The 25,519-nt window shown below is 65.3% G+C and carries 26 protein-coding genes; 15 read left to right on the top strand and 11 right to left on the bottom strand.

Translation table 11 applies throughout. The features are described from left to right. Window positions 1-315: 315 nt before the first annotated feature. The 3 genes from BMI01S_RS04985 (at window position 316) to BMI01S_RS04975 (ending at window position 4,856) form a co-directional block, all read left to right on the top strand. The gene (locus tag BMI01S_RS04985; RefSeq protein ID WP_028209832.1) at window positions 316-2,403 is read left to right on the top strand and encodes a carbon starvation CstA family protein; all 2,088 of its coding nucleotides are present in this window, start codon (window positions 316-318) and stop codon (window positions 2,401-2,403) included. 30 nt (window positions 2,404-2,433) lie between these two features. Continuing rightward, the gene (locus BMI01S_RS04980) at window positions 2,434-2,640 is read left to right on the top strand and encodes a YbdD/YjiX family protein (protein WP_028231294.1); all 207 of its coding nucleotides are present in this window, start codon (window positions 2,434-2,436) and stop codon (window positions 2,638-2,640) included. Window positions 2,641-2,924: 284 nt separating this feature from the next. Then, window positions 2,925-4,856: an SMP-30/gluconolactonase/LRE family protein gene (locus BMI01S_RS04975; RefSeq protein WP_028231295.1), complete on the top strand. Its 1,932-nt coding sequence runs from the start codon at window positions 2,925-2,927 to the stop codon at window positions 4,854-4,856. Window positions 4,857-4,956: 100 nt separating this feature from the next. Here the strand turns inward: BMI01S_RS04975 and hpnH are convergent, their stop codons facing one another. Both hpnH and ispH read right to left on the bottom strand, forming a co-directional pair. Then, window positions 4,957-6,108, bottom strand: a complete 1,152-nt coding sequence (hpnH, locus tag BMI01S_RS04970; RefSeq protein ID WP_028231296.1) for an adenosyl-hopene transferase HpnH — start codon at window positions 6,106-6,108, stop codon at window positions 4,957-4,959. A gap of 12 nt (window positions 6,109-6,120) precedes the next feature. Beyond that, window positions 6,121-7,065 carry a 4-hydroxy-3-methylbut-2-enyl diphosphate reductase gene (gene ispH / locus BMI01S_RS04965; protein WP_028209828.1) on the bottom strand — a complete coding sequence of 315 codons (945 nt, stop codon included), beginning with the start codon at window positions 7,063-7,065 and terminating at the stop codon, window positions 6,121-6,123. Between the two features lie 408 nt (window positions 7,066-7,473). Between ispH and hpnC the strand changes: the two genes are divergently transcribed. From hpnC to BMI01S_RS04945, 4 genes are all read left to right on the top strand, one after another. Next, window positions 7,474-8,343: a squalene synthase HpnC gene (gene hpnC / locus BMI01S_RS04960; RefSeq protein ID WP_028209827.1), complete on the top strand. Its 870-nt coding sequence runs from the start codon at window positions 7,474-7,476 to the stop codon at window positions 8,341-8,343. Further along, window positions 8,340-9,518: a glycosyltransferase gene (locus BMI01S_RS04955; protein WP_028209826.1), complete on the top strand. Its 1,179-nt coding sequence runs from the start codon at window positions 8,340-8,342 to the stop codon at window positions 9,516-9,518. Before hpnC ends, BMI01S_RS04955 begins: the two co-directional genes overlap by 4 nt. A 239-nt stretch (window positions 9,519-9,757) precedes the next feature. Next, on the top strand, window positions 9,758-10,084 hold the full coding sequence (locus BMI01S_RS38020) for a type II toxin-antitoxin system Phd/YefM family antitoxin (protein ID WP_161635532.1): 327 nt from the start codon (window positions 9,758-9,760) through the stop codon (window positions 10,082-10,084). Continuing rightward, entirely contained in the window at window positions 10,047-10,373 is a 327-nt protein-coding gene (locus BMI01S_RS04945; protein WP_208460978.1) for a type II toxin-antitoxin system RelE family toxin, read from the top strand. The genes BMI01S_RS38020 and BMI01S_RS04945 overlap by 38 nt, the downstream gene beginning before the upstream one ends. Here the strand turns inward: BMI01S_RS04945 and BMI01S_RS04940 are convergent. Together BMI01S_RS04940 and hpnA are read right to left on the bottom strand one after the other, a co-directional pair. Beyond that, window positions 10,360-10,992 carry a hypothetical protein gene (locus BMI01S_RS04940; RefSeq protein WP_028209824.1) on the bottom strand — a complete coding sequence of 211 codons (633 nt, stop codon included), beginning with the start codon at window positions 10,990-10,992 and terminating at the stop codon, window positions 10,360-10,362. The two genes, BMI01S_RS04945 and BMI01S_RS04940, sit on opposite strands and share 14 nt — an antisense overlap. A 108-nt stretch (window positions 10,993-11,100) precedes the next feature. After that, on the bottom strand, window positions 11,101-12,123 hold the full coding sequence (hpnA, locus tag BMI01S_RS04935; RefSeq protein WP_028209823.1) for a hopanoid-associated sugar epimerase: 1,023 nt from the start codon (window positions 12,121-12,123) through the stop codon (window positions 11,101-11,103). A gap of 156 nt (window positions 12,124-12,279) precedes the next feature. Here hpnA and BMI01S_RS04930 point away from each other — a divergent pair, with 156 nt between their 5' ends. After that, window positions 12,280-12,576, top strand: a complete 297-nt coding sequence (locus BMI01S_RS04930) for an acylphosphatase (protein ID WP_028209822.1) — start codon at window positions 12,280-12,282, stop codon at window positions 12,574-12,576. Between the two features lie 64 nt (window positions 12,577-12,640). On the opposite strand, the gene egtD is transcribed toward BMI01S_RS04930, so the two are convergent. After that, on the bottom strand, window positions 12,641-13,657 hold the full coding sequence (gene egtD / locus BMI01S_RS04925) for an L-histidine N(alpha)-methyltransferase (protein ID WP_042288475.1): 1,017 nt from the start codon (window positions 13,655-13,657) through the stop codon (window positions 12,641-12,643). A gap of 445 nt (window positions 13,658-14,102) precedes the next feature. On the opposite strand from egtD, the gene rarD reads away from it, so the two are divergent. Then, the gene (gene rarD / locus BMI01S_RS04920; RefSeq protein WP_028231297.1) at window positions 14,103-14,996 is read left to right on the top strand and encodes an EamA family transporter RarD; all 894 of its coding nucleotides are present in this window, start codon (window positions 14,103-14,105) and stop codon (window positions 14,994-14,996) included. An 18-nt stretch (window positions 14,997-15,014) separates the two neighbouring features. Here the strand turns inward: rarD and BMI01S_RS04915 are convergent, their stop codons facing one another. Next, the gene (locus BMI01S_RS04915) at window positions 15,015-15,563 is read right to left on the bottom strand and encodes an Mpo1 family 2-hydroxy fatty acid dioxygenase (RefSeq protein WP_028231298.1); all 549 of its coding nucleotides are present in this window, start codon (window positions 15,561-15,563) and stop codon (window positions 15,015-15,017) included. A gap of 267 nt (window positions 15,564-15,830) precedes the next feature. Between BMI01S_RS04915 and BMI01S_RS04910 the strand changes: the two genes are divergently transcribed. Continuing rightward, entirely contained in the window at window positions 15,831-16,472 is a 642-nt protein-coding gene (locus BMI01S_RS04910; RefSeq protein WP_028231299.1) for an HAD family hydrolase, read from the top strand. Between the two features lie 122 nt (window positions 16,473-16,594). Here the strand turns inward: BMI01S_RS04910 and BMI01S_RS04905 are convergent, their stop codons facing one another. Further along, on the bottom strand, window positions 16,595-16,855 hold the full coding sequence (locus BMI01S_RS04905) for a hypothetical protein (RefSeq protein ID WP_028209818.1): 261 nt from the start codon (window positions 16,853-16,855) through the stop codon (window positions 16,595-16,597). Between the two features lie 538 nt (window positions 16,856-17,393). Between BMI01S_RS04905 and BMI01S_RS04900 the strand changes: the two genes are divergently transcribed. Continuing rightward, window positions 17,394-18,122, top strand: a complete 729-nt coding sequence (locus BMI01S_RS04900) for a peptidoglycan DD-metalloendopeptidase family protein (protein ID WP_244145277.1) — start codon at window positions 17,394-17,396, stop codon at window positions 18,120-18,122. Window positions 18,123-18,298: 176 nt separating this feature from the next. Here BMI01S_RS04900 and BMI01S_RS04895 read toward each other — a convergent pair whose 3' ends face one another. Both BMI01S_RS04895 and BMI01S_RS04890 read right to left on the bottom strand, forming a co-directional pair. Continuing rightward, a complete protein-coding gene (locus BMI01S_RS04895; protein ID WP_028209817.1) occupies window positions 18,299-19,087 on the bottom strand; it encodes a DNA/RNA non-specific endonuclease in 789 nt (262 codons plus the stop codon). Window positions 19,088-19,338: 251 nt separating this feature from the next. Next, window positions 19,339-19,698 (bottom strand): DUF3564 domain-containing protein, encoded by a 360-nt coding sequence (locus BMI01S_RS04890; RefSeq protein ID WP_028209816.1) that lies wholly within the window; start codon window positions 19,696-19,698, stop codon window positions 19,339-19,341. A 295-nt stretch (window positions 19,699-19,993) separates the two neighbouring features. Here BMI01S_RS04890 and BMI01S_RS04885 point away from each other — a divergent pair, with 295 nt between their 5' ends. From BMI01S_RS04885 to BMI01S_RS04875, 3 genes are all read left to right on the top strand, one after another. Continuing rightward, entirely contained in the window at window positions 19,994-20,416 is a 423-nt protein-coding gene (locus tag BMI01S_RS04885; protein ID WP_028209815.1) for a rubrerythrin family protein, read from the top strand. A 118-nt stretch (window positions 20,417-20,534) separates the two neighbouring features. After that, window positions 20,535-21,872 (top strand): heterodisulfide reductase-related iron-sulfur binding cluster, encoded by a 1,338-nt coding sequence (locus BMI01S_RS04880; protein WP_028209814.1) that lies wholly within the window; start codon window positions 20,535-20,537, stop codon window positions 21,870-21,872. A 39-nt stretch (window positions 21,873-21,911) separates the two neighbouring features. Further along, window positions 21,912-22,493 (top strand): DUF3501 family protein, encoded by a 582-nt coding sequence (locus tag BMI01S_RS04875; protein WP_028209813.1) that lies wholly within the window; start codon window positions 21,912-21,914, stop codon window positions 22,491-22,493. A gap of 6 nt (window positions 22,494-22,499) precedes the next feature. Here the strand turns inward: BMI01S_RS04875 and BMI01S_RS04870 are convergent, their stop codons facing one another. Beyond that, window positions 22,500-22,964, bottom strand: coding sequence for a GNAT family N-acetyltransferase (locus BMI01S_RS04870; protein WP_028231301.1), 465 nt, complete (start codon window positions 22,962-22,964; stop codon window positions 22,500-22,502). 97 nt (window positions 22,965-23,061) lie between these two features. On the opposite strand from BMI01S_RS04870, the gene pdxR reads away from it, so the two are divergent. Continuing rightward, window positions 23,062-24,540: a MocR-like pyridoxine biosynthesis transcription factor PdxR gene (pdxR, locus tag BMI01S_RS04865; protein ID WP_028209811.1), complete on the top strand. Its 1,479-nt coding sequence runs from the start codon at window positions 23,062-23,064 to the stop codon at window positions 24,538-24,540. Between the two features lie 4 nt (window positions 24,541-24,544). Here pdxR and BMI01S_RS04860 read toward each other — a convergent pair whose 3' ends face one another. Then, complete coding sequence (locus BMI01S_RS04860; RefSeq protein WP_028231302.1) at window positions 24,545-25,519, bottom strand: aldo/keto reductase; 975 nt, start codon at window positions 25,517-25,519, stop codon at window positions 24,545-24,547.

The following is a 25,519-nucleotide window of genomic DNA, read 5'->3' as shown; positions in this document are numbered from 1 at the left end:
GGCGGTGTTCTGAAGCTGAATCTACAAGGATAACCGGGCGCGCGCGACAGGCGGCAATCCACGCTGCGTTCTGAGACGGGCCCCCCAGCCTGCGGCCTGCCACGCTGGTTGCGCGCGCAACGAAATTTGGCATCTGCTACGTAATACTACGTAGCGCACTTACGTAGTTGTCCGCTTGTGGCTTACGCTCTGAAAGCGAATACTACCGCCCACGACATGGCGCAATGCGCGTCGTGCGTGCGCCGGCGTGAACGGCGCGACGGAGCCCGGTTCCGCAACGGGGCGCAAAAGTAAAACCATAAACGGAGACACCGCATGAGTCGGACATCCAGTTTTGTCGTCTGGACGCTGGTCGCGCTGCTTGGCGCGTTCGCGTTCGGCACCATCGCGCTCGCGCACGGCGAGCGAATCAGCGCACTATGGATCGTGATCTGCGCCGTCTGCGTTTATCTGATCGCGTATCGCTTCTACAGCCGCTTCATCGCGAGCACCGTCCTGCAACTGGACGGCTTGCGCATGACGCCGGCCGTGCGCCACAACGACGGGCTCGACTACGTGCCCACCAACAAGTTCGTGCTGTTCGGCCACCACTTCGCGGCGATCGCGGGCGCGGGTCCGCTGGTCGGGCCGGTGCTGGCCGCGCAGATGGGCTACATGCCCGGCATGCTGTGGATTCTCGCTGGCGTGGTGTTCGCGGGCGCCGTGCAGGACTTCGTGGTGCTGTTCCTCTCCACGCGCCGCGACGGCCGCTCGCTCGGCGACCTCGTGAAGATGGAACTGGGCCCGGTGCCCGGCGTGATCGCGCTGTTCGGCACCTTCCTCATCATGATCATCATTCTCGCGGTGCTCGCGCTGATCGTGGTGAAGGCGCTCACGAACTCGCCGTGGGGCACGTTCACCGTGGCCGCGACGATTCCCATCGCGATCTTCATGGGCCTCTATGTGCGCTACATCCGCCCGGGCAAGATCGGCGAGATCTCGATCATCGGCTTCGTGCTGCTCATGGCGTCGATCGCCTTCGGCCAGCACGTGCACGATTCGCCCGCGCTTGCCGCGTGGTTCACGTTCACGGGCACGCAGCTCACGTGGATCCTGATCGGCTACGGCTTCGTCGCTTCGGTGCTGCCGGTGTGGCTGCTGCTCGCGCCGCGCGACTATCTCTCGACGTTCCTCAAGATCGGCACGATCCTCGCGCTCGCGATCGGCATTCTGATCGTCGCGCCGGAACTGAAGATGCCCGCGTTCACGCGGTTCATCGACGGCACGGGTCCGGTGTGGTCGGGCAACCTGTTCCCGTTCCTCTTCATCACGATCGCGTGCGGCTCGGTCTCGGGCTTCCATGCGCTGATCTCGTCGGGCACGACGCCCAAGCTGCTCGATAACGAAACCAACGCGCGCTTCATCGGTTATGGCGCGATGCTGATGGAATCGTTCGTCGCGATCATGGCGCTCGTGGCCGCCTCGGTGATCGAGCCGGGCGTGTACTTTGCGATGAACGCCCCGCTCGCCGTGCTCGGCACGACGCCGGACGCCGTCGCTCAAACCGTGGGCCACTGGGGCTTCATGCTCACGCCGGACATGCTCACGCATACCGCGCAGGCCGTGGGCGAGACGACCATCGTCGCGCGCGCGGGCGGCGCACCCACGCTGGCCGTGGGGATGGCGCAGATCCTGCACCAGGTGATCGGCGGCGAGGCGATGATGGCGTTCTGGTATCACTTCGCCATCCTGTTCGAAGCGCTCTTCATCCTGACCGCCGTCGATGCGGGCACGCGCGCGGGCCGCTTCATGCTGCAGGATCTGCTGGGCACGTTCCACCCGTCGCTCAAGCGCACGGAGTCGCTGCCGGCCAACCTGATCGCCACGGCGCTGTGCGTGGCCGCCTGGGGCTACTTCCTGTACCAGGGCGTGGTCGATCCGCTCGGCGGCATCAACACGCTGTGGCCGCTCTTCGGCATCTCGAACCAGATGCTCGCCGGTATCGCGCTGATGCTCGCCACCGTCGTGCTCTTCAAGATGAAGCGCGAGAAGTTCGCGTGGGTCACCGCCACGCCCACCGTGTGGCTCCTCATCTGCACGCTCACGGCGGGCTGGCAGAAAATTTTCGACAGCAACCCGAAGGTGAGCTTCGTCGCGCACGCCCAGAAGCTTTCGGCGGCAATCGCGGAAGGCAAGATCGTCGCGCCCGCCAAGTCGCTCGAGCAGATGCAGCGCATGGTCTTCAACGACTACGTGGATGCCGCGCTCTCGGGCCTCTTCATCTTCGTGGTGCTGAGCATCGTGGTGTATGGCCTGATCGCGATTGCGCGTGCACGCCGAATCGCCCGTCCGACCGCGCAGGAAACGCCGTACGAAGCGATGCCGGCTGGCGGCGCGGCCGTCATGAGCCAGCGCGTACACTGAACGCGCGCGAACCACTGAACGGAGCACATCATGTTCTCGGGACTTTGCGACAACGTGCAGACCGCCGGGCGCTATCTGGGTCAGGCCATGCGCCTGATGGTGGGTCTGCCCGACTACGAGGGCTATGTCGCGCATATGCGCGCGACGCATCCCGACCGCCCGCTGATGACGTACGAGCAGTTTTTCCGCGAGCGGCAAAACGCGCGGTATGGGGCGGGCGCGGGGAAGTGCTGCTGAGATTTCGCTGGGCGATTCGATGCAAGGCGCGACGGCAAAGGCCGTTGCGCTTTTTTTTTCGCCTGTCATCGGCGCGGCCGCGGGTCGCCAGCAAAACGCGCTCAATTCTTGCGGCGCTACGCCGTTAACTTTTACAACGTTCCACACCTGTCCGACGCATGGCGCCGCGCACGGATCCGGTTCGTCCGGGACCGGACTGCGCGCTTGTTTCCGCTGGCGTCGTCGTTAGCGACACCGCACCTTGAACACTCGTACCGTAAGGTATGCGAAACAACTGACATCTCATGATCCTTCATCGAATTGGTGTCGCATGGCTGGCGGCAACCCTCACGGCCACGATTGCGCCGCTTTGCGAAGCGCAATACTCCACCGACTGGATCGCGAATACCTATGGCACCAACGCGACTCGCGTGGGCAATGCGGCCCGCTCGATGTGGGTCGCGCCCGAAGGCGTGATCTACACGGCGTCGATGTGGGATGAAAACGAAGGTGGCGTTGCCCTCTACCAGAACGGCCAGAGCCTCGGCTCGATCGGCGGGCACGGCGACTTCCAGGGCGGTGCGATCACGGGCAACGCGACTTCTCTGTTCGTCGCGATGCAGTACAACGCCGCGTATGGCAGCGGCAGTGTCGGACGCTACAACCGCGCGAGCGGCGCACGCGATCTGCTGATCGCCGTGAGCGCCGATACGACCGAAAAACTCGCCGATGTCGTCACCGGACTCGCCACATCCGGCTCGCTGCTCTACGCAAGCGATTTCCCCGGCAACCGCGTGCGCGTGTACACCACGGATGGCGTCTGGCAACGCGACATCGGCGTGGCCGGCCCGGGCGCGCTGGCCGTGGACGCGAGCGGCAACCTCTGGGTCGCGCAGAAAAACGCGGGCGCCGTGCTCCAGTTCGGCCCCGGCGGGCAGCTTCTCAACACCATCCAGCTGGGATCCAGTGCCCGGCCGTCGTCGCTGTACTTCGATTCGCAAAGCCTGCAATTGATGATCGGGGACTCGGGTCCCGACATGAACATCAAGAACTACAGCGTGGCGAGCACACCGTACTTCGCCGGCACGTTCGGCGTGAGGGGCGGCTATCTGGATACGACGTCCGGCATCAAGGGGCAGGTCGGCGACAAGCGCTTTACGCGCGTGACCGGTATCGGCAAGGACTCGTCGGGCACGCTGTACGTGCTCAACAATCCGTGGGGCGGCTCGCGGGACCTCGGCCGCAACGGCGGCACCGACATCCAGGCATACGACGGCACCGGCACGCTGCGCTGGAAGCTCCAGGCGGTGAACTTCGAAGGCAACGCGACGCCGGACCCCGCCACCGACGGCGCGATGTTCTACGGCGGCACGAACCTCTATTCGGGCACGGCCGGCGGCACCTTCGTCGCCAACACCATCGATCCCATCACGTACCCGTCCGATCCGCGCATCAATCTCGCTGACATCTCGCGCGGCGAGCATTTCGCGCAGGTCGCGAGCGTGAGCGGACAGCGTATTCTCGTGGCCGCGGGCCAGAATCCCGATACCTTCTACTTCTTCCACTTCAACGCGGCGAGCGGATATATCGCCATTCCCGATTACACGCTGCCGGGTTCGGCGTTCAACACCACGGCGCCGGCGCGCAACGGCTTTTGCCTCGACAGCAAGGGTGATCTCTGGGTGGGCCTCGACAAGACGAACGCCATTACCCACTACCCGCTGACCGGCTTCGATGCAAGCGGCAAGCCGCTCTGGAGCGCGGCGCTCACCACGCCGGTTCCAGCCACGATCTCGCGCCTCACGCGCATCGTCTATCTGCCCGAAAGCGACACGATGATCCTCACGGGAGAAGACGCGAGCATCACCGACTGGACGGCGGTCGGCACACGCGTGGAGGTCTATCACGGCTGGCTCGCCGGCAATACGGGCGCGCCGGGCCCGGTGATCACCCTCACGAGTGCGAATCCCAAATCGATTGCGGCCGCCGGCAATTATCTGTTCGTGGGCTACGTGCACACCGTGCCGAACATCGACGCGTTCAACCTTACGACCGGCGCGATCGATACGACGTTCGTCAACAGCAGCCCGAATACGGTGTACGTGGGCAACGACGTTGATTCGATGTACGGCCTGCGCGCGTTTCTGCGCTCGACTGGCGAGTATGTGGTGACGAAGGACAACTACAACGGCGCGAGCGCGGTGGTGTATCGGTGGACGCCGGCGGCGGGGCATTGAACGGCGCGCGCCGCTCGACGCCTCACCGAAAAAGACAAAGGGCGCAACGGCCAGAACCGTTGCGCCCTTTTCGCATGTCCGCTTTGCAGCGCAAGCCGCTTCAGCTTGCCGCGACCGTAGCCGGCTTCCTGGTCTTGGCCGCGTTCTTGATCTCTTCGAGCTTGATCTCGACGTGGCGCGAGAACACGTATTCAGCCGGACGCGCACCTTCGAGCGGGATGTCCTTGACGAACGCGCCTTCGGTCTTCGGACCGCTCACCGCGACCTTCAGCGCCTTCAGCGGATGGGCGACGGTGTCGAGCACGGCAGTGGCTTCGAAGCCGCAGTGGACCATGCAGTTCGCGCACTTCTCATACTTGCCCGTACCGTACTTGTCCCACTCGGTCGTCTCCATCAGCTCCTTGAAGGTCTTCACGTAGCCTTCGCCGACCAGGTAGCAGGGCTTTTGCCAGCCGAACACGGTGCGTGCCGGGTTGCCCCACGGCGTGCACTGATAGGTCTGGTTGCCCGCGAGGAAGTCGAGGAACAGGCTCGACTGGCTGAACGACCACTTCTTGCCGTTGTTGCCGCGCTTGAAGATCTCGCGGAACAGGTTCTTGGTCTTGTCGCGGTTCAGGAAGTGCTGCTGGTCCGGCGCGCGCTCGTACGCGTAGCCCGGCGATACCGTGATGCCGTCGACGCCGATCTCTCCGACCGTGTCGAAGAACTTCGCCACGCGCTCGGGCACGGCGTCGTTGAACAGTGTGCAGTTGATGTTCACGCGGAAGCCGCGGCGCTTGGCTTCCTTGATGGCCGCGACGGCCTTGTCGTACACGCCTTCCTGCGAGACCGAGTGATCGTGCGCTTCGCGGTCGCCGTCGAGGTGCACCGACCAGACGAAATACGGGTTCGGCTCGTAGTCGTCCATCTTCTTTTCCATGAGCAGCGCGTTCGTGCAGAGATACACGAACTTCTTGCGCGCCATGATGCCCTTCACGATCTGCGGCATTTCCTTGTGCAGCAGCGGCTCGCCGCCTGCGATGGAAACGACCGGCGCGCCGCATTCGTCCACAGCTTCGAGGCATTCTTCCAGCGACAGACGCTGATTCAGGATGGGATCCGGATAGTCGATCTTGCCGCAGCCATTGCAGGCGAGATTGCAGCGGAACAGCGGCTCGAGCATGAGCGCGAGCGGATAGCGCTTGTTGCCGCTGAAATGTTGGCGAAAGATGTATGAGCCAACGCGGACTTTCTGTAGCAGCGGAATAGACAAGACGTGTCCTCCTTAAACTTCGCGCGCGACGAGCGGTTGCAAGAGCTTCGCCGGCAGCTTGAATTCGACTTTTTCTTCACGGCCCGCCATCGTCGACACCTCGACAGGCCCCAACGCGCGCAGCGCGTCAATGACGTTCTCCACCATCTCTTCGGGCGCCGATGCGCCGGCCGTGATGCCGACCGTTTGCACATTGGCGAACCACTCGGGCTTCACTTCCGACCCGTCGGCGACGAGGTAGCTCGGCACACCCGTTTCGCTGCCGATCTCGCGCAGACGATTCGAGTTCGAACTGTTCGTCGCGCCCACGACGAGCAGCACGTCCACCTGATCCGACAGTTCGCGCACCGCTGCCTGGCGGTTCTGCGTCGCGTAGCAGATGTCGCGCGTATCCGGGCCGACGATGTCGGTGAACCGCGCGAGCAGCGCGTCGATGATGCCGCGCGTGTCGTCCACCGAAAGGGTGGTTTGCGTCACGTAGGCGAGCGGCGCATCGAGCGGCAGATCGAGCTTCGAAACATCGGCCTCGCTCTGCACGAGCAGCACGGTGCCGGGAATCTGGCCGATCGTGCCTTCCACTTCAGGGTGACCGGCGTGACCGATCAGGATCAGTGTGCGGCCCGCCGCAACGTACTGGCGGCCCTGCACGTGAACCTTCGTGACGAGCGGGCAAGTGGCGTCGAGCACGTCGAGGTCGCGTTCCTCGGCGGCGCGTTCCACGGTCTTCGCCACGCCGTGGGCACTGAAAATCGCCACGGCGCCTTGCGGCACTTCGTCGAGCTCTTCCACGAAACGCGCGCCCTTGTTGCGCAGGTTTTCGACCACGTGACGGTTGTGGACGATTTCATGGCGCACATAGACGGGCGCGCCGTGCTTCTGCAGTGCGCGATCGACGATTTCGATGGCGCGGACAACCCCCGCACAAAAGCCGCGGGGTTGGGCAAGGATCACTCGCATAAGGTGGCGAACTCCGACTGCCGCAAAAGGCGAGCGAATCGGTAAAGATGACCTGATCGCCGGCGGCTGTCTAATTATTAAGATGCAAGAATCCGTCAAACGGTGACGGAAGAAAAAACCAGACGCGCATTTTAACCCCTCCGCCTTTCCTTTGCTGTATAGACCCCTCACAGGTGCAGCGTGCGCGCGACGGCCGCCCAGGCGCGGCGACAGGCTTCGCCAAAAAGGGCCCCGCGACATTGCGCCCCGCACGCTGCGCGCAAGCCCACGGGGCGCGGTGGCGATCGATACCACGGAGCGCGAGTGCGGCTCTTGCGCAGTGCAGCATGCGCCGGGAACCCTTAAAATAACGCGTCCCGTGGCCCGCCGGCTGGCGCCGCAGGATACGACCCCATTCTGGACGCCCTGATGCAACCCGACCACTACGACGATTTTCCGGTAGCGCGCGTATTGCTGCCGAAGGCGCTGCGCGCGCCTGTCGGCGTGATCTACCGCGTCGCGCGCACGCTCGACGACATCGCGGACGAGGGCGACTGGAGCCCCGAGGAGCGCCACGCGCGCCTCGCCGATTTCCGGGAAGGCCTGAACGCCGTTGCCGAAGGCCGTCCGGCGGGCGTGCACCCCATGCTGTTCGCCAGGCTTGCGGACGTGGTGCGCGAATGCCACCTGCCGCTGGCGCCGTTTTACGATCTCGTCGCGGCGTTCGATCAGGATATCGACACCACGCGCTATGCCGACCGATCCGGGCTGCTCGATTATTGCCGGCGCTCGGCAAACCCCGTCGGCCGCCTCATGCTGCACCTGATTCACGAGGCGACGCCCGAAAATCTTGCCGATTCCGACGCGATCTGCACGGCCTTGCAACTCATCACCTTCTTGCAGGACGTGGGTGCAGACTGGCGACGCGGCCGCATTTACCTGCCGCTCGCCGACCTGCAGCGCCACGGCGTGACGGAGCCGCAGATCGCCGCGGGCGTCGTGGACGACGCCTGGCGCGGACTCATGGCGAATGAGATTGCGCACGCCAGGGCGCTGATGGTGAGCGGCGCGCCGCTCGCGCTGCGCGTGCCGGGGCGCTGCGGTCTCGAACTGTGCAGCGTGGTCCATGGCGGCCTGCGCATGCTCGAGGTCATCGAGCGCAACGATTACGATGTGTTCCGCGCGCGGCCCGTGCTGCGCGCCCCCGACTGGGCCGTGCTGCTGCTGCGCACGGCGGCCATGTGGGTGTCGCGCCGCGTGGGCGTGCGCGCACCCGCGATCGAGAGCAATAACGCATGACTACCACCATTCTGTTTGCCGTCTCCTGCCTCTCGCTGCTGATCTGGCTCGTCCTGCTGTTCGGGCGCGGCGGCTTCTGGCGCGCGCGCCCGGCCGAGCCGCTGCCCCTCGTCGAGCCGGCGGCCGGCTGGCCGGCCGTGTGCGCCGTGGTCCCGGCGCGCAACGAGGCCGACGCGATCGGCGAGGCCGTCAGCTCGCTGCTCCAGCAGGACTACGGCGGCGAATTTCACGTGATCGTGATCGACGATCACAGCACCGACGGCACCGCCGAAGCCGCCCGCGCCGCCGCGCTCGCGCTGCAGTGCCCGGAAAAGCTCAGCGTGATCACGGCGAGACCTTTGCCGCCGGGCTGGTCGGGCAAGGTCTGGGCGCAGTCGCAAGGCATCGAGGCCGTGCGCACGCTCAAGCTTCCCGCCGACTACCTGCTGCTCACCGACGCCGACATCGGCCACCCGCCCGAGGCCGTCGCGCAACTCGTCGTGCGTGCGCAGGCGGAGGGCCGCGATCTCGTCTCGCTGATGGTGCGTCTGCGCTGCGATTCGTTCTGGGAAAAGGCGCTGATTCCGGCGTTCGTATTCTTCTTCGCGAAGCTCTACCCGTTTTCCCGGGTCAACAATCCGAAGAACCGCACGGCGGCCGCGGCTGGCGGCTGCATGCTGGTGCGCCGCGTGGCGCTCGAAGAGGCAGGCGGCATCGAGTCGATCCGCGCCGAACTGATCGACGATTGCAGCCTGGCCGCGCGCATCAAGCATCGCGGCGAAGGTCGCCACCCGATCCGGCTCGACGTCGCCGCGAAGAGCGTATCGCTGCGCCCCTACGACTCGTGGAAAGACATCTGGAACATGATCGCACGCACGGCGTTCACGCAGCTGCACTACTCGGCGTGGCAACTCGCGGGCACGATCGTCGGCATGACGGTGATCTATCTCGCGCCGCCCGTGGTGGCGCTCGTGCTCGGGCCGAAGGGCTGGCCCGCGTGGATCGCCTGGGCGCTGATGTGCTGCGCCTACTCGCCCATGCTCGCCTACTACCGGCGCTCGCCGCTATGGGCACCGTTCCTGCCGCTGGTCGCTCTGTTCTACGTGGGCGCGACGTTCGCCTCGGCGTGGCGTTTCTGGCGCGGCAAGGGCGGACAGTGGAAGGCGCGTGTGCAGGCGCCGGTGCAGGGGCGCTGATCTCCGTCAATGCGGTCCAAAGTGATCACTTTGGACCGCATTGACTTTTATGGCTTCTTTGGTCTACTCTGTTTTGCGCCCTGGCATCTCGGGCCTAGGCCGGCGCCGCCCGGCAAATCCTTGCGCGAGATCCAGTGGCACTCCCTGAATTCGCGCAGTCGCTCGATTTGCCGATAAATTAGCCGGACCCAGGGCGAGGAGCGGTAAGCGCGATGATTTTTCCCCTGAGAGAGGCAGCTATGAACAGCAACACCCTCGTAACTTACAGTGCGAGGGACGCCAAGACCCGTTTCGGCGAAGTTCTGGACGAGGCCCTGGGCCGCCCGGTAGGCATCACGAGGCACGAGCGGCTGACGGCTTACGTGGTTTCGAAGCGCGACTTCGAAAGCCTGCGTGCGCGTGTCCAGGAACTGGAGGAAAAGCTTTGGCTGATCGAGGCCGAAGTCGCCCGCAAGGAAGGTTTTGCGAGCAATGACGAGGTTGCGACGTTCCTGCGCGATGCCAGGAACCCGGTGAATGAACCTAAGGATGACGAAGCAGGCGCTGAAGGCCTGTCAAAGCCTTGACGCGAAGCAGTACCGCCAGGTCGTTACGGCGATTCTTGCGCTTTTGAGTAACCCCGAACCGCACGACAGTCAGCCATTGCGTGGCGCTACTCGGGGTGAACGCAGGCTCGATGCTGGCGAATATCGTGTGATCTATGCGATTGCGGGCGAAACGGTCGAGGTGCTCGTCGTGGGCAAACGCAACGGCGACGAAGTCTACAAGATCTGGCACGCATGGCTTAATCGCAAAAAAGGGCGCCCCGGCGCCCTTTCTTCTTGTGCTATCCGCTCGCGCGTTAGCGCTGCGTGAGCATCATGTACATCTGCACGACGATATCGGGCGAGAACGTGAACGGCACCCAGCCGTGGCCCGTGTGGCGCAGCACCAGCAGCCGGTCGCCGTTGGACTGCTTCTGTACGGCCATCATGGGATTCTTCGTCGATGCGAAACGCCAGCCGGGCGGAATGCCGGGCGGCGGTTCCGGTTGCATCGAGGCGCGCGCGTTCGACAGCTCCTCGATCATCTGACCGACTTGCAGCGCGTTGAGCGTCACGGTCTGGCCGCCGATCGTCAGCGTGATTTCGTTCTGGGACGGGCGCGCGACGAGCAGCTCCGGCTGCGCGCCGGCGGGACGTGCCGTGTCGGCTGCGGGTTCGGCGGGTTCTTCTGCACTTTCGGTCACGGTTGCGTTTGCAGTTTCTACGGCTTGCGCTGGCGTGGCGCCTTCGGCGCAGGCATTGCCCGCGTCGGCGATATCCACGGCTTCGGCTTGCGCGGCGGCGTGCGCCGCTTCGCCGGTTGCAGCGGAGGATTCGTGGCGGGAAGCGGCTGCGGCGCGTTCATCGGCACGCGGTGCATGCACGGCGGCGGCCTGAAGGAGCTGATCGATGCCCGCTTCGAGCACGCCAATCTGGTCTTGAAGATTCATGCGGGCTTCTCAGGTAAGACCCGCGATTTTACCCATAGCGCGCACGCATTGCCCTTCCGGCGTTGTACGCATGTTGCAAGAAAAGTTGTAACAATTTCCTCGCCGCGCTCATTTGCCGTCCAGATAGCCCGCCTCCCGGAACCACGCGAGCGCATCCTTCAAGCCTTCACGATACGGCCGCGCGTGATACCCCAGCTCGCGCTCCGCTTTCGCCGACGTGAAATACATCTTGTTTTTCGACATCTTCAGTGCATCGACGGTCACGAACGGCTCGCGCTTCGTGAAGCGCGCCACGGCTTCCGCGCCCATCGCGAGCGGGTACAGGGGCCAGCGCGGCAGCGCGATCGTGGGCGGCTTGCGGCCCACCATGCCGGCGATGTCGGCGAGCATCTGCTGCAGCGGGAGATTCTCGCCGCCGAGGATGTAGCGCTCGCCGATGCGCCCGCGCTCCAGCGCAAGGAAGTGCCCGTTGGCCACGTCGTCCACGTGCACGAGGTTCAGGCCCGTGTCGACGAACGCGGGAATCTTCCCCGTCGCCGCCTCGACGATGATGCGGCCCGTGGGCGTCGGCTTCACGTCGCGCGGGCCGATCGGCGTGGACGGATTGACGATCACGGCGGGCAGCCCGTCGCGCTCGATCATGCGCTCCACGGCGCGTTCGGAGAGCACCTTGCTGCGCTTGTACACGCCGATCGCCTGCTCGGCCGTGAGCGGCGAAGTCTCGTCGGCGGAGTTGCCCGAACTCGTGACCTTGAGCGTCGCCACGCTGCTCGTGTAGACGATGCGCTCCACGCCCGTGTCGAGCGCCGCGCGCATGGTCGCTTCGGCGCCTTCGAGATTGGCGCGCTCGATTTCGTGCGGATCGGGCGCCCACAGGCGGTAGTCGGCGGCCACGTGGAAAAGGTAGCGGACGCCGTCGAGCGCGCGGCGCATCGAGGCGGCGTCGCGCATGTCGCCGGTGACGATCTCGGCGTCGAGCGCTTCGAGGTTCTTGCGCGGGCTCGTCGCGCGCACCAGCACGCGCACGGCGTAGCCCTTTTCCTGCGCGATGCGGGCGACGGCCGAGCCGACGAAACCGGACGCCCCGGTGATCAGCACGAGATCCCGGTTGGCTCGGGAGGTGTCAGTCATTGTGTGTTCGCTTTCGGGTTCGATGGCCGGCGCGAAGTGCGCCGCGCCGCTAAGGTGGCACGGATTGTACGTGGCGCGGGCCCGGCGCGGGTGCGCGTTGGCGTCTACAATGCCGACCGTAACGAATGCACGGGCATGGGAACAGGAGATTCAGCAATGAGCGAACCGGATCTGGATGCGCGCCTCGAAACGTACTACGTGCGCGTGCGCGGGACGGTGCAGGGCGTGGGTTTTCGGCATGCGACGGTGCGCCAGGCGCACGCGTTGCGCATTCGCGGCTACGTCGCGAACATGGAAGACGGGTCTGTGGAAGCCGTGATCCAGGGCACGGCGAACCAGGTGGACCGCATGCTCTCGTGGCTGCGCCACGGGCCACCGGCCGCCCGCGTGAGTTCGGTGGAGAGCGAGGAGCGCGCGACGGAAAAGCGTTACGAACGCTTCGAGCAGCACTGAATTTGCCCGATAAAGAGCGGTGCGCCTTGCGAAAGGCGCACCGCTCTTTCGTTTCACATTCCCTTCACTTCACTGCGAGCAGGCTCTCTGCGAATCCCCACTCCTTCCCGATCCACTGGCGCGCGCACTGGAAGCCTGCGTCGGCGGCGATCGACGGGATTTCGTCGGCGTGGTACTTGTGGCTGCTCTCGGTCCAGATCGTCTCGCCCGCGCCGATCTCGACGGTGAGCTGCGCCGCGTGCACGTGGGCGCGCACCGCGCGCTTCGCGCGCAGATGCATTTCGACGCTGCGCACGTCGGGATTGAAGCGCGCGACATGTTCGAAGTCGTGCAGGTCGAAGTCGGCGTCGAGCTCGCGGTTGATGCGCGCAAGCAGGTTCAGGTTGAACGCGGCCGTGGCGCCGATGGCGTCGTCGTACGCGGCGATCAGCGTATCGACGGGCTTCACGAGGTCCGTGCCGAGCAGCAGCGAGTCACCGGGTCGCAGCATCGCGCGGATGTCACGCAGGAAGCGCGTGGCCGCGAGGCGCGCGAAGTTCCCGATCGTGCTGCCGAGAAAGAGCACGAACAGCTGCTCGCCGTTCTTGCGCTTGCGGCTCACTTCGGCAAGGCCTGCGAGATAGTCGCGCTCATAGCCGACGATGGAAATGCGCTCGATATCGGCCAGTTCGCGCCGGCACAACTGTAGCGCGGTGCGTGAGATCTCGATCGGACAGTACGAGGTGGGGCGCTTGCGGCACAGCGCTTCGAGAATGCGGCGCGTCTTGCGGCCGCTGCCGCTGCCAAGCTCGGCGACGGTGACGTCGCGGGGCAGTGCCTCGACGATCTCGGCCGCGTAGCGCGTGAGCAGACGCTCCTCGGCGCGCGTGACGCCGTATTCAGGCAGCACGGTGATCACCTCGAAGAGGGCGGAGCCCACTTCGTCATACAGATATTTCGACGGCAGTTCCTTTTGCGGCGAGCGCGTCAGGCCCGCGCGCACTTCGGCGGCGAATTCACTGGCGGCGGGAGAAAGGGCGAGTGATCGGTCGAATGCACGGGCGGGGTCGGCAACGGCGGGGCGGGGCGCAGAAAATGTCATGCGGGGCTCCAGGGGCGTTGGACTTCGGGACGGCGTCGCGATCGCGGCGGCCGGCGGGAAAGCCGCGCGCTCGCATGCGCATGGGCGCGGCTTCGGTGGAAAGGATCCCGCTTTTTGCGATGGATTCCAGCCGATTACTGCATGGGCGGGCTGGCGCAGCGAGACTTACGTTCTAGTCCATCGTGGTGCGGTCTGCAGGACTAATTTGTTCGGCTGCGGCGAAGCACCGGGAGCGCACACCGCGTGCCCGCCTTGCCCGGCAACGGTTTGCTGCGCCTCGCCCTGCCCAAACGCGACTAGAATGCGGTCTCGCCGGCGCGTTAGCCGGCTCGTGCCTTATTCAATACCCAATTCAAATGACAACGTTTTTACCCGCGCTGGCGCAATGCGCGCGCCGCGCCGTTCCCGAACGCTCCCTTTCCGTTTGCCATAACCGCGCATGCCGATGAACCCGTACGAACCCGGGCGCGGCATCGGCCTTTCCGTGGGCGCTTCGGCGCTGTTCGCGCTGATGTCGGCCTATACGCTGCTGCTTGCGCCGCTCGGCGGCCTCGATATTTTCGCGTGGCGTGTGATCTGGACTGCGCCCGGGGCGCTGGCCCTGCTGGTGCTGCGCAAGCGTGCGCCGCAGCTGCGCGCGCTCATCGCCCGCATGGTGCGCGAACCGCGCACCATGCTCGCGCTGGCGGCGAGCGCCGCGCTGCTCGGCTCGCAGCTGTGGGTGTTCCTGTGGGCGCCGCTGCATGGCCGCATGCTGGAGGTGTCGCTGGGCTACTTCCTGCTGCCGCTCGTCATGGTGCTGGTGGGCCGCTTTTACTATCACGAGCGTCTCGAGCCGCTGCAAGGGTTCGCGGTGGCATGCGCGGCCATGGGAGTGGCGCACGAACTGTGGGCGACGCACGCGTTTTCGTGGCCCACGCTGCTCGTCGCGCTGGGCTACCCGCCGTATTTCGTCCTGCGCCGCAAGATCCACGCGGACTCGCTCGTCACCTTTGCCGTGGAGATGGTGCTGCTGGTGCCCGCCGCGGTGATCCAGGTGCGCGCGGGCGGCTCGCTCGCGCTGCTCGACGCGCACCGCTTCCTCGCCTTCGTGCTGCTGCCGGGGCTGGGCGTGCTGAGCACAGTGGCGCTCGCGTCGTACCTCAAGGCGAGCCGCCTGCTGCCGATGGCGCTGTTCGGCATCCTCGGCTATGTCGAGCCGGTGCTGCTGGTGATCGTTTCGGTGACGCTGCTGGGCGAGCATCTCGGCCTTCGCCAGCTCGCGACCTATGTGCCGATCTGGCTCGCCGTCGCGCTCACGGCGGTGCATGCGGCGCGGCTCGTGCGCTTTGAGCGCTGAGGGTCGCGCAACCCCCCTTTACTGCCGCGCTTCGCGCCCGCGCGGCGGATTGATGCGCGTAGGCCCCACCCTGGCCTCGATCGCCGAGCGCAATTCGGGGCGCCAGCCGATGCTGAACAATGCTTCGGCGAGCACGAAGAGCGGTCCGATCATGAGGCCGATGAGATCGTCGACGAAAGCGGGCTTGCGATGCTCCCACGCGATATGCCCGACGAACTGAAAGATCCACCCGAAGACGAACAGCGCCACGCCGCCGCCCAGCCACGCGGCCGTGCCTAGCTGCGCGAGCCACGCGCCGAAAGCCACGCACGCGGCGCAGACGACCGCCATCATGAGGCCGAGCGGCACGTCGAGAACGAGGTAGTAGATCGTCGAGGCGCCGAAGAGCAGCCATGCCGGCGAGACCGGGACCGGCAGTCCGGCCGCGCCAGGGGCGATGGCCGGGCGCGAAAGCAGCACGGCCAGCGCGAGCACGATGAGCGGAATGCCGATGAAATGTGTGCCGATGTTGCGCGTATCGCGGTGATAGGCCGCGTACTGCGTGAGTTGTTCGGTCAGGCTTCTCATGGATGTCTCTCCGGCTCCAAAATTATTATGATCGTCGGGCTGACCGGCGCGAACTCGCAATCCTTCGCTTGGCCGATGCGACATGCACCGGTCGATTCAGGTACGGCGATTCGTCTGGCATGTGAATACATATTGACCGATTGAGTCAATAGCGCAAGATGCGCGTCCCCTTACGTTGCAGCCGCCTTGCGTTTGCGTCGACAATGACGCCGGTTTGCCGCGCCTCGCCGCGTCGCTTTTCTCTTCCACGTTTGCTCGTCACGCTACATGAATGACCGCGTCGTCGCCGCCTTCGACTTTGACGGCACCATCACCACGTCCGACAGTTTTCGAGCCTTCGTGCTCGACGCCGCGGGGCCGGCCCGCTTCGCCGCGGCCGCGCTGCGCTGCCTGCCCTGGCTCATCGGCGTCCCGCTCGGCTGGTCGCCGCGCGGGCCGACCAAGGCGCGCTTCCTCTACGCCGCGATGGGACCGGTGCGGCACGAGGCGCTCGAAGCCGCCGCGCGGCGCTTCGTCGAGCGCCGCCTGGGCGCGCTGCTGCGCCCCGAGATGCTGGCGCGCCTGGCCGAGCACCAGGCGCTCGGGCATGAAGTGGTGCTGGTGAGCGCGTCGCCCTCGATTTATCTGCGTATGTGGGCGCAGACGGTCGGCATCGGCACGGTGCTATCGAGCGAGCTTCAATGGCGCGATGGGGTCTACACCGGCCATCTCGCGGGCGAGAACTGCTGGGGCCCGGAGAAGGTCGCGCGGCTGCGCGCCTGGTGGGGCGCTCGCGCGCCCACCACGCTCTACGCTTATGGCGACAGCCGCGGCGACCGCGAAATGGCAAGCCTTGCGCAGCACGCATGGATACGCGGCGAGTCGGCGCTGCCGCCGCTCGCGGCACCGGGCGGCTTCGGCGCGGTGTAGTCGGTTCGATGCCCTGCGCAGCGAGGGCATCGACGGTGAGTGATGGCGGCCGAAGATGCCCGAACGAGAGTAGCCTTGCCGTTCCAGTCGACCCAGGGGATCAACCTCCGCGTGCACGTTTTTCAGTTGAACGGATTGTCGACGACGCCCGGCTTCTGGTCGGGCTCGTCGGCGACTTTCGCGGGCAGCTGCGGGTCCGTCTGCAGCTTCTTCACGACGTCGTCGAGCGCCGCCTTCAGCGCCAGCGCGGCGGCGAGCCCGCGCTTGTCGCGCGTGAGTTCGAGTGTGCCGGCGAGCGTCACGCGTGTTGTGCCGTTCGTGAGCGTGAGCGCGTCGCCCTGCACGTTCAGGACGTCGTCGTCGTTTGCGAATGCGTCGAACACCTTTTGATCCTCCTATGCGTTACGGCGGCCATGCGCCTGAGGCTCCATCGCACTCCTGGCCGATGGAGGACCCGCTGGCGCCTGCGATCCTGCGGCCCGCATTATAGAAAGCCGCTCGCCATACGGGCTACCCGGTTCGTCGATTCCCGCACGCGACTTCGTCTTTTCCGCAGCAATTTGCGGGTGATCTGTCATGCCAGTGACAAAGCCTGAGACCCGCATGCGTCGCACGCTGATACAGGTCAACTCGCACGCGCTAAACCACGGCTTCCCCAGGCAAACCAACGATGATGACGCACTTGCGCCCACCGGCGCGGACGGTTTTTATCATTGCGGGAGAGTCATCGATGGGAATTCTGGATAAGGTAGCCGAAATCGCCGGCGCGCTCGCGGCGCTGGCGCAGGGAACGTTGAACGGGACGGACACGGCGTCTGACGCCGATCCGCGGGCTTGACGATGCGCGGCCTGCATCGTGGGGCAGCGAGGCACGCCCCGGCCCCGCGTGTCGCGATCGGAGCGGCGCTTGCCTTCACATTTGTGTTCGCCTTGGGCGCCTGCACGATTACGCCATGGAATGCCACCGAGAGCGCCGACGGGGAGACGGTGGAGGACGCCGGCGTGAGCGCCGCTGCGGTGCCGCCGCAGGTCATTGACGCATCGACGTTGCCCGCCACCGGAGCGGGGGCCAAAACCGCATCCGGCTTCTACCGCGTGAAGCCCGGCGACACGCTCGATGGCGTCGCGAAAGCCCACAGGCAACGGCGCGCCGACCTCCTCAGCTGGAACAAGCTTCCCGCCGACGGAAAGATCCGGGTGGGTCAGCTCCTGCGCATCGCGCCTCCCGCGGCGACCGGCGGCGTGCCGTCCGCGGCCACGCCAACGCCGTCCGCCCCCGCCCGCGCCAAGGCCCGCTTCGTCTGGCCGATCGAAGGCAGCGTCGCGCAATCTTTCAAGGGGAAATCGAAGGGCGTGGTGATCGCGGGTCCGGCGGACCAGCAGGTGAGAGCGGCGGCGGCGGGGCGCGTGGTCTATGCCGGGAGCGGCATGAAGTCCTACGGCAAGCTCGTCGTCGTGAAACACGGCGCGAATCTCGTCACGGCGTATGGCCACAACGGCAAGCTGCTCGTCAAGCAAGGCGACCCGGTGAAGCAGGGCCAGCCGATCGCCATGAGCGGCACCGATGGCGCGGGCATTTCCGCCCTCATATTCGAAGTGCGGGAGAACGGCAAGCCTGTCGATCCGCTTGCCTGGCTGCCGAAGCTGTAGCAGGAATCAGGAAGGATGCCGAAGCCGATGAAGAGAAGGGAATTTCTCGCAGGCGGCTCGCTCGCCCTGGCCGCGTGGCTCGTCGCGAGCTCGCAGGGCGCGCCATGAACCCGGCTTGCGCCGACCGGTCTCGCGGCTCGATAACTAGCGCGCCAGGCGTTCGTGCGCCCGGCTCTTTACCAGCCCCACCGGCTTACAGCGAAGCTGCGGCCGTTGAACGACACTTTCTCCTTTGATGCCGCCTCCGCCGGAATACCGGGGAACGCAATACCACTCTGCGCCTCGAGGTCGCGCACCGAGCGTACTTCATAGCGATCGACGGCCGCGTTGTCCGCGACGATGGCGAACGCGAGCTGCTGCGAAGGCACGTACACGACCTTGAAGATCCGCGTGGGCACGAGCACGCGCGTGGCTCCGATCGTCTGGAGTTGAGCACCCGTGAAGAGCGGGCCGGTCACGACCCAGGCCTCGCCATATTTCGTCGCGAGCTTGCGCACCGCGGTTTCGATATGGGCCCAAAGACGCTGGTTGTTGTCGCGATTCTGCGGAACGATGTTCGCGAGTGAAAACGATTCCGCCATCGCCTGCGCATTCCAGCGATTGCCCGCGGGGCTCATGTGACCGCGGTCGAAGCCGCTGCGCTTGTAGTCCGCGAGCGTCGCGCCTTCGCCTTCGGGCAGGCGGTCGTCTTCGAAGAAGCGGTTCGTGCGCGTCATGTCCTTTGCGGCTTCGAGGTGATCGCGCGTGAGATGCTCGGCCGACCACAGCGGCCCGTGCGTGATGCCCGAATGCAGCACGACGAAATCCGAATAACAGAGCACGCGCGTTTTCGGCGCCATGCGCGGGTTCGTGAGCGTCGGGAATTGACCGTCGGGCACGAATTGCGAACAGGCAGGCGCGGCCGAGGCATGGCTCGCAGCTGCGAGCATCAGGGAGGAAATCAGCGAGACAAACAGCTTCTTCATCGGGGAACTGACAGGACCGGGGTGGGATCAGGCGGCCTGAAAGTATAGCGGCCGTGATGACGTGCGCGAAACGCGTGGCGCAAAAAAACGCGCGCCCGCCTCATGGGCGGGCGCGAGCGCGCGTCACGTCAGAGCGGACGCACAACCAGATGCAATGAGCGCGGCAGCATTGCGTTGCTGCGCGAGGAGCGAGACGGCGAACGATGCCGCCTGCATTCAATCAGTCAATCGGTCGAGACGCCTGTAGCGACTCAGCCTGCAAAAAGCGCATGTTCGGCGTGGACCTGCTGGCGGTCCACGGCCTGGAGGCGCCACTGGCCCTCCATTGGCGAGTGCGATGCTTCACACGACCAGGTCGCGTCGCCGTGCGCGGAACTGATTTCCTGGCGGCGGTTCACATGCAGCCCGCGCAGCGTGCACAGCGGCTCGTTCTCGAGCGGCGCACACAGCGACGTGACACCATTCACGTCGCGTAATTCCCCCCATTCCGGCAGGTCGATCCCTTCATGGGACTCGCGGGACCAGCGTTGCTGATCGGTGTCGAGCCAGAGCACTGCATAGTCATGATTGACGGTCGGATCGGAACCGTTGATCAGGATCGTAAGTCGCATGGCATCTCCGTAAAGATTGAACGGGCGCGTCGGCATTCCCAAGTCTAGAACGAGTCTGCGGGCGCGCAAAGCAGTTCGCGCGGGGCAGATCGTCGCGCGCACGGCGCATGCCCGGAGCGCCCTCGCTGATGCCCGCGTAAACCCGGTGACACTATCGACCGGATTGAAAATCACAATTGGGAAGACAGAGGCCACAATCTAGATTAATAGTGCGGCGGACTCGCCCTCCGTTCTGCAGCGCACGAAGGCGAATTGCGTCGCGTCCCCAATATCAGGTCGAAAGACGGAGGAACAGATGGCACAGCTAAAGGGCTCGAAGACGGAACAGAACCTCAAGGATGCATTCGCCGGCGAATCGCAGGCCAACCGCCGTTATCTGTATTTCGCAGCGAAGGCCGACGTAGAAGGGCAGAACGATGTCGCGGCGCTGTTTCGCTCGACCGCTGAAGGCGAAACCGGCCACGCGCACGGCCACCTCGAATATCTGGAGGCGGTAGGCGACCCGGCAACCGGACTGCCGATCGGCACCTCGCGCCAGAATCTGCAGGCGGCGATTGCGGGCGAAACGCACGAATATACGGACATGTACCCCGGTATGGCCAAGGCGGCGCGCGAGGAAGGATTCGACGAGATCGCGAACTGGTTCGAGACGCTCGCGAAGGCTGAGCGCAGCCACGCCAACCGCTATACGAAAGCGCTGGAAGTGCTGGCGGACTGAGCATCGCTGCGTGCCCCGGCTCGGCACGCGTGCACCACGCGCGCTTTTTTTCGCGTGCCGGGCAGGATCCGGCGCGCGTTCGCGCGCGCCCAGCCGATAACTAGAAGAAGGAGACGTCATGCCCCACAAGGAAGGCAGTCTCGAAGCGCCCACCCGCCATCCGCTCGACTGGCGCTCGGACGCGTTCTACGATCAGGCGCAGCTCGACACCGAGCTTGCGCGCGTATTCGACATCTGCGCGGGCTGCAGGCGCTGCGTGTCGTTATGCGGCGCGTTTCCGGCGCTCTTCGATCTCGTCGACGAGACCGACACCGGCGAAGCGCACGACGTCGACAAATCGTTGTACGGCAAGGTCGTCGACCAGTGCTATCTGTGCGATCTCTGCTATATGACGAAGTGTCCCTACGTGCCGCCGCACCCGTGGAACGTAGATTTTCCGCATCTCATGCTGCGCGCCAAGGCCGTGCACTATCGCAAGGGCGAAGTGAAGCTGCGCGACCGCGTGCTCTCGAACACCGATGCGCTGGGCCAGCTCGCCGGCATTCCCGTCGTCACGCAAACGGTGAACGCGATCAATCACACGAAGGCGATGCGCGGCGCCATGGAGGACATGCTGGGCGTCGATCGCAAGGCGTGGCTGCCCGACTTCGCCGCACACAAGTTCCGTAACGTTGCAAAACGCGCGACCGCGAGCGAGGTGCGCGACGGCGAGCGCACGCCGGGCAAGGTCGCGATCTACGCGACCTGCTATGTGAATTTCAACGAGCCGGGCATCGGCCACGACCTGCTCGCGGTGCTCGACCACAACGAGATTCCCTATGAGCTGGTGAAGAGCGAATGGTGCTGCGGCATGCCGCTGCTGGAGCAAGGGAACCTGGAGGGCGTGGCGCACAAGCAGGCGCAGAACATGCCGATGCTCGCTCGCTACGCGCGCGAAGGCTATGCGCTGATCGGCGCGGTGCCGAGCTGCGTGCTCATGTACAAGCACGAACTGCCGCTCATGTTCCCCGACGACGCCAACACGAAAGCCGTGAGCGATGCGTTCTGGGATCCCTTCGAGTATCTCGTGGCGCGTCATCGCGATGGCTTGCTCAAGACCGACTTCCGCGCGCCGCTCGGCAACGTGTCGTATCACGTGCCTTGTCACGCGCGCGTGCAGAACATCGGCCGCAAGACCTTCGACCTGCTCTCGCTCGTGCCCGAAACGAAAGTGACCGTGGTCGAGCGCTGCTCGGGCCATGCGGGCACGTTCGGCGTGAAGAAGGAATTCCACGCAATGTCGATGAAGATCGGCACGCCTGTGTTCAAGCAGATGGGCCAGGCCGCGCCCGACTTCATCTCGTCGGACTGCCAGCTCGCGGGCCATCATATCGCGCAGGGCATCGAGGAAAACCAGCTTGGCGAGCCGCCGCTCGCTCACCCCATCACGTTGCTGCGCCGCGCCTATGGCATTTGAGCGGCGCCGCCATCATGCAACGGACACGAGGCACGACTCATGACGATCGCCAGAAATTCGCTGTTGACGCTGGAAGCCTATGCCAGGGTGCGAGGCGACATGCGCAAACGCATCATCGAGCACAAGAAGCAGCGCGTGGTTTCGCTCGGCAACCACCTCACGTTCCTGTTCGAGGACGAGACCACGATTCGCTACCAGATCCAGGAGATGCTGCACATCGAAAAGATTTTCGATGAAGACGGCATTCAGGGCGAGCTTGCGGCGTACTTGCCGCTCGTGCCGGACGGCAGCAACCTGAAGGCGACCATGCAGCTCGAATACGAGAGCGAAATCGAGCGGCGCGCGGCGCTCGCGCGGCTCATCGGCATCGAGGACAGGGTGTTCGTTCAGGTGGAGGGCGAACCGCCCGTGTATGCGATCGCCGACGAAGATCTCGAACGCGAGAACGCCGAAAAGACTTCGGCGGTGCATTTCGTGCGCTTCGAACTCACGCCGCAAATGAAGACGCGGCTGCGCGAAGGCGCCGCGTTGGCGATAGGCTGCGATCATCCGCACTACCGCGTGCCGACGCAGACCCTCGACGGCGAGGTGCGCGCGTCGCTGCTCAAGGACCTCGCCTGAGGCGCTTCATATGTCCTTGCGATACATGACGAAGCCGGGCTTGTTCGCCACGTCGTCGTAAAGGCGCATGGCCGTGTGGTTCGTTTCGTGCGTGTGCCAGTACACGCGCGACGCGTTCGAGTCTTTCGCGTGCGCATACACGGCCTCGATCAGCGCGCGGCCCACGCCCTGGCCGCGCGCGTCTTCCACGGTGAAGAGATCCTGCAGATAGCAGATCGGCCCTTCCATGATCGTGTTGCGGTGATAGATGAAGTGCACGAGGCCGAGCACGCGCTCCCCGCGCACGGCGATGAACGCGTGCATTGGCTCGTAGCCGTCGAAAAAGCGCGACCATGTCGTGCGCGTGATGTGCTCCGGCAGTGCCGTCTCGCCAAAGCGCCCATAAAAGCGGTTGTAGCCGTTCCACAGCGGCAGCCATGCGTCGAAATCGTCGCGGGCGACGGCGCGCACGTGAAGCGTCGTGTCGGTCATGGTTGGTCTCCTTTCAGGCATCGTCAAGCCTCAAAGCGTAAGCGACTTGTGGCACCATTGTTAGTCCCACCGAAACCGCAATTGATGGAGCCACGGGTTGGACTATGCATTGATGATGGCGGCCTATGCGAAGCGCGCCGTGCGCAAGCTCACGCAGCAGGACTTGCTTTACGAGAGCCTGCGCCGGTCGATTCTCGACGGCGACATTGGCCGAGGTACGCGCCTCGCCTCGAGCCGCGCGCTTGCGGAGCAGCTCGGCATTGCCCGCAACTCCGTGCTGTATGCGTACGAGCGGCTCGTGGAAGAGGGGTTTGTCAGCGCTACGCGTCACGGTTCGGTCGTCAATGCCGTCAACGCGGGCGGCACGGCAACACCCGCGCAAACCGCGCCGCCTCACCCCGGCACGCCTCTACTCGCGCGCCGCGTGCGCGAACTTCCGCCGCGTCGCGCGAACCGCGATGGCGCAAGAGCGCTGCGCCCCGGCGTGCCCGCGCTCGACCAGTTTCCGTACGCGCAGTGGCGCAGCGCGGTCGAGCGCGCGCTGCGCGAGTTGCGCGCGCACGATCTCGGCTACGGCGACAGCGCGGGTATGCCCGCGCTGCGCCAGGCGATCGCGCAATATGTGCGAGTTTCGCGCGGCGTGCGCTGCCAGCCCGAGCAGGTGTTCGTCACGGACGGCACGCAGGCGAGCCTCGATCTCTGCGCCCGAATCTTTGCGGACGAGGGCGAGCGTGCATGGATCGAAAATCCCGGCTACCTCGGCGCGCGCGTGTCCTTCGCAGCCGCGGGCCTTCAACTCGTGCCGATGAGCGTGGACGCAGCGGGCATGGCCGCGCGCGCCGAGGACTGGAGCGAGCGGCCGCCGCGCCTCGTCTATCTCACGCCGTCGCACCAGTATCCGCTTGGCTGCGTGCTGAGCCTCGAAAGGCGGCTCGCGCTCATCGAGCAGGCGCGCGCGTGCGGGGCGTGGATCATCGAGGACGACTACGACAGCGAACTGCGCCACGACGGGCCGCCGTTGCCGTCGATCCAGGGCCTCGCCGACGACGCCCCTGTGATCTATCTCGGCACCTTCAGCAAAACGCTCTTTCCGGCCCTGCGCATCGGCTTCATGATCGTGCCTCAGCGCGTGGTCGCGCCGTTCGCGCAGGCCCACCTCACGCTCGTGCGCCAGGGGCGCGTGGCGGAGCAACTGGCGCTGGCCGATTTCATCGAAAGCGGGCGCTACTCGCGCCATTTGCGGCGCATGCGCAAACTCTACGAAGAGCGCCGCGACGGCCTCGTCGCGGCCATCGACAAGCATCTCGCGGGCATGATGACGGTCTCGGCCGACGCGGGCGGCATGCACCTGAGCGTGCGCCTCGACGCGCCGCTCGCCGACGTCGAAGTGAGCGAAGCCGCGCGTGCGCATGGCCTCCAGCTTTCGCCGCTGAGCGCGTACTGCCTCGATGCCCCCGATGCGGCGCGCTACAACGGCTTCCTGCTCGGCTATGCGGAGACGCCGCCGCGCGTGGCCGACACGCTCATCCAGACGCTCGCGCAAATCGTGCGCGAGCGTTTGCCGGCCTCTCGATGACGCGTTATTGATGCCCGGCGATCACGTGCGGCAAGTAGGGTGCTTCGAGCGCCTCGACCTCTTCGTCGGTGAGCGTCAGGGAGAGCGCCGCGACGGCGTCTTCGAGATGATGGGGTTTTGATGCGCCGATGATCGGCGAGGTGATGCCGGGCTTTTGCAGCAACCAGGCGAGCGCGACCTGCGCGCGCGAGACGTTGCGCGCACGCGCGATCGTTGCGACCGCATCGATAATGGCTTTGTCAGCATCGGCGCCATAGAGCGTCTTGCCGAACTTGTCGGTGGCTTCGCGCTCGCTCGTTTCGCTCCAGTCGCGCGTGAGGCGGCCACGGGCGAGCGGGCTCCACGGCATCACGGCGATACCCCGATCGGCGCACAGCGGCAGCATTTCGCGCTCCTCCTCGCGATAGAGCAGATTCACATGGTTCTGCATGCTCACGAATTCGGTCCATCCGTGCAGACGCGAGGTGTAGAGCGCCTTGCCGAACTGCCACGCATACATGGACGAAGCGCCGATGTAACGCGCCTTGCCCGCCTTCACGACATCGTGCAGCGCTTCGAGCGTCTCTTCGATGGGCGTGTTGTAGTCCCACCGATGGATCTGATAAAGATCGACATAATCGGTGCCGAGGCGCTTGAGGCTATGGTCGATTTCCGTGAGGATGGCCTTGCGCGAAAGCCCCTGACCGTTCGGGCCCGGCCGCATGCGGTTGTAGACCTTCGTTGCGAGCACGATGTCGTCCCGCTTGACGAAGTCGCGCAGCGCCCGCCCAACGATCTCTTCGGAAGTGCCGTCCGAATAGGTGTTTGCGGTGTCGAAAAAGTTGATGCCGGCGTCGAGCGCCTGGCGGATGAGCGGTCGGCTGGCGTCCTCGCCGAGCGTCCACGGGTGCGTGCCGCGCTCGGGCACGCCGTAGGTCATGCAACCGAGGCAAAGACGCGAAACCTGCAGCCCCGTCGAGCCGAATCTGACGTAATCCAT

Origin of the sequence: Paraburkholderia mimosarum LMG 23256 = NBRC 106338 (assembly GCF_000739815.1) — a bacterium.
Taxonomy (GTDB): Bacteria; Pseudomonadota; Gammaproteobacteria; order Burkholderiales; family Burkholderiaceae; genus Paraburkholderia; species Paraburkholderia mimosarum.
This window is presented reverse-complemented; position numbering and strand designations above follow the sequence as displayed.